The organism is Intestinimonas sp. (assembly GCF_026169115.1).
GTDB lineage: Bacteria > Bacillota > Clostridia > Oscillospirales > Oscillospiraceae > Intestinimonas.
Genome location: NZ_JAPFEA010000006.1, coordinates 1 through 2,736 on the forward strand (window position 1 = coordinate 1; position 2,736 = coordinate 2,736).

At 59.1% G+C, this 2,736-nt stretch carries 3 protein-coding genes and 1 pseudogene; 1 reads left to right on the plus strand and 3 read right to left on the minus strand.

The window, feature by feature from the left end; all coding sequences use genetic code 11:
• Nucleotides 1-721, minus strand: a pseudogene (locus Q0Y09_RS00550) (threonine--tRNA ligase); the annotation flags it as partial.
• A 303-nt stretch (nt 722-1,024) separates the two neighbouring features.
• Entirely contained in the window at nt 1,025-1,189 is a 165-nt protein-coding gene (locus tag Q0Y09_RS00555) for a hypothetical protein (protein ID WP_297716423.1), read from the minus strand.
• 152 nt (nt 1,190-1,341) lie between these two features.
• Between Q0Y09_RS00555 and Q0Y09_RS00560 the strand changes: the two genes are divergently transcribed.
• Nucleotides 1,342-1,668, plus strand: a complete 327-nt coding sequence (locus Q0Y09_RS00560; RefSeq protein ID WP_297716424.1) for a helix-turn-helix transcriptional regulator — start codon at nt 1,342-1,344, stop codon at nt 1,666-1,668.
• Nucleotides 1,669-2,293: 625 nt separating this feature from the next.
• Here the strand turns inward: Q0Y09_RS00560 and Q0Y09_RS00565 are convergent.
• Nucleotides 2,294-2,736: DUF4368 domain-containing protein (locus tag Q0Y09_RS00565; protein ID WP_297716425.1), on the minus strand; the 443-nt coding region annotated here is incomplete at its 5' end.

Consider the following 2,736-nt stretch of genomic DNA (forward strand, 5'->3'; position numbering starts at 1 on the left):
CCACATAGCCGTACTTCTTGTGGACCTGACGCCAGTAGTCCAGCAGGGTGTTCTTGAGCACCATGCCCTTGGGCAGGAAGAAGGGGAAGCCAGGACCCTCGTCCCGGAGCATGAAGAGACCCAGTTCCTTGCCCAGCTTGCGGTGGTCCCGCTTCTTGGCCTCCTCAATCTTGGCCAGGTACGCATCCAACTCGGCCTTCTTGGGGAAGGCGATGCCGTAAATGCGCTGGAGGGTCTCCCGGTTGGAGTCGCCCCGCCAGTAGGCGGCGTTGCAGGCGGTGAGCTTGAGGGCGTTGCCCTTGATGCGGCCAGTGGAGTCCAGATGGGGGCCGGCGCACAGGTCGGTGAACTCGCCCTGTTTGTAGAAGGAGATGTGGGCGTCGGCGGGGAGGTCGTTGATGAGCTCCACCTTGAAGGGCTCACCCTTCTCCTCCATGAACTTGAGGGCCTCGTCCCGGGGCAGCTCGAACCGCTCCAGCTTCAGCTTCTCCTTGCAGATCTTCTTCATCTCGGCCTCGATCTCGGCCAGATGCTCGGGGGTGAAGGCGAAGGGAGCGTCCATGTCGTAGTACCAGCCCTCGTCGATGGAGGGGCCGATGGCTAGCTTCACCTCGGGCCACAGCCGCTTGACGGCCTGGGCCATGACGTGGGAGCAGGTGTGCCAGTAGGTCTGGCGGTATTCAGGGTTCTCAAAGCTAAACTCTTTGTTTTCCTCTGCCATGATGATTCCTCCTAGTATTCTGGGGCAGGAAACAAAAAGCCCCACCCCTGATGATGATTCAGGGGTGAGGCGATAAAACGCTCCACGGTTCCACCCTAATTACAGCGCCCTGCGCTGTCTCTCGTGTCCCTCTGTAACGGGAGAGCCCCGGCCCGGTCTTCCCGGGCGGCTCAGGAGTGGTACCGCCGCCGCGCACACAGGGCGCTTTCACCATATGCGCCCCTCTCTGCCTGCCGCCTCTGCGGGTTCTTCTCCGTCCATGCCATTTTGACATGGGTACTATATCACCAAATATCTGCGGTGTCAAGGGGATGGAGCAGGGTCCTCCTCCCAGGAGACATAAGCCTCCTCACAGTCCCGCTGTGCCTTTATCAGAATCATGTGAGCCCGCTCGAATTCCCCCTCCTCCAGCGCGTCGATACAGTCGGTATAGACATTGAAGAGCATGTGATACAGTTTCTCATACATGTTTTCCATCTCAAACCCTCACATTCAGACCATAAGTTATAATTCGATTATAAAATCGGATTAGTAGTGTGTCAAGATGGAATTCGATTCTATGGTTGGTTATGCTTCTTCTTATTTTTGCCTATGATTTCCTTATGAAGGTGGGGGGAATCATGGAACTAGACTATTCCGAAATTGGACGGAGAATTGCCAAAAGGAGAAAACAACTGAGGTTGAAGCAGACCGAGGTAGAAGAAAAGGCCGATATTGGGTATAAATATCTCTCCAACATAGAGCGAGGAATTTCCATCCCCTCCGTCGAGGTCGTCATGCGTCTGGCCCTGGCGTTGGAGACCACACCGGACGAGTTTTTGGTGGGGACAGCCCTGGACACCGGGGAGCGTTGGCGGGAGGTGGCCGAGCTGCTGCGGGATATGGACGACAAGCACCTGGAGCTGGCCGGGAGTCTGCTGGCCTGGCTCAGGGCGCAGGCGCTTTGACCTTCCCCCCCTGAGGGGGGAAGGTCTGTGACGGCCATGCATGCTCACAACAGAGTGGTCCGTAGGGGCGCCCGCCGGACTGCATCCGGGCCGACACACAGGTCGGCCCCTACGGTGGATAACGGGCGATCCCTGTTTTGTGGGGCGCGGCTTCCCAGACGCGCCCATGCACCACGTCATTCTGTGGGGCGCGACGACCTCGGCGCGCCACCCCCCCTAGGGGCGCACCTGTGTGTGCGCCCGTGGGGCAAGGCGACCACGCCGCTCTATGGACATGTAGGGGCGGCAATCTGCCGCCCGCAGACCAGCGCGGGACCACTCCGGACGGGCGGCCACAGGCCGCCCCTACAAAACCACCGCAAGGAGCGTAGGGGCCGATGTCCTCATCGGCCCGCGCGGCGTGGTTTGCGCCCTGCCCCCCTCAGTCAGCTTCGCTGACAGCTCCCCCGTCAAGGGGGAGCTATATTTTGTGGGGCGCGGCTTCCCAGACGCGCCCCGCAAATGACGTGACAGCATCAAAAAAGACGTGGAGCCTTTGGTGCCCCCTGACAGGGGTAACTTTGCAGGTGTCTGAACCCCCGGCAGATATTGCTTCGGCAGTATCTGCCGGGGACTTCTTTTTGCCTCACGCACCCTTGGTGGTGGACTGACCTTCAGGCCGTGGCAGTTCCACACAGCCAATGTCATTGTAGTGGATCTCCACTGTCTGCTGAGCGTGCTTGCTCCACTTCACGTCCTTTTCGTGTACCACGATCTTTCGGATGAACAGCCGCAGCAGCTCCGGTGTCAGCTCCTGGATGTCTGTGTACCGCTTTGCCAGGGAGATAAAGTGTCCTGGGGCGGACACCTGCTCCCGCAGCCTCTGGATGGCAGTTTCCTTCTCCGGGATGGTCTTATTCAGTGTTTCCATCTCCTGGGTGTAGCTGCCGGAGAGCGTTTGGAACTGCTCCGCTGTGATCCGCCCCAGGACACTGTCCTCATAGAGCCGTTTGAAGATGCTGTCCAGTTCCTTGCTCCGCTTCTTCAAAGCGGTCAGTTCCCGTTCCAGCCCACGCATCTCTTTTCGGA

What these genes read in the sequence shown, in the direction of transcription:
- Q0Y09_RS00555 (WP_297716423.1), bottom strand. Translation starts at nt 1,189, where the DNA reads ATGTATGAGAAACTGTATCACATGCTCTTCAATGTCTATACCGACTGT.
- Q0Y09_RS00560 (WP_297716424.1), top strand. Translation starts at nt 1,342, where the DNA reads ATGGAACTAGACTATTCCGAAATTGGACGGAGAATTGCCAAAAGGAGA.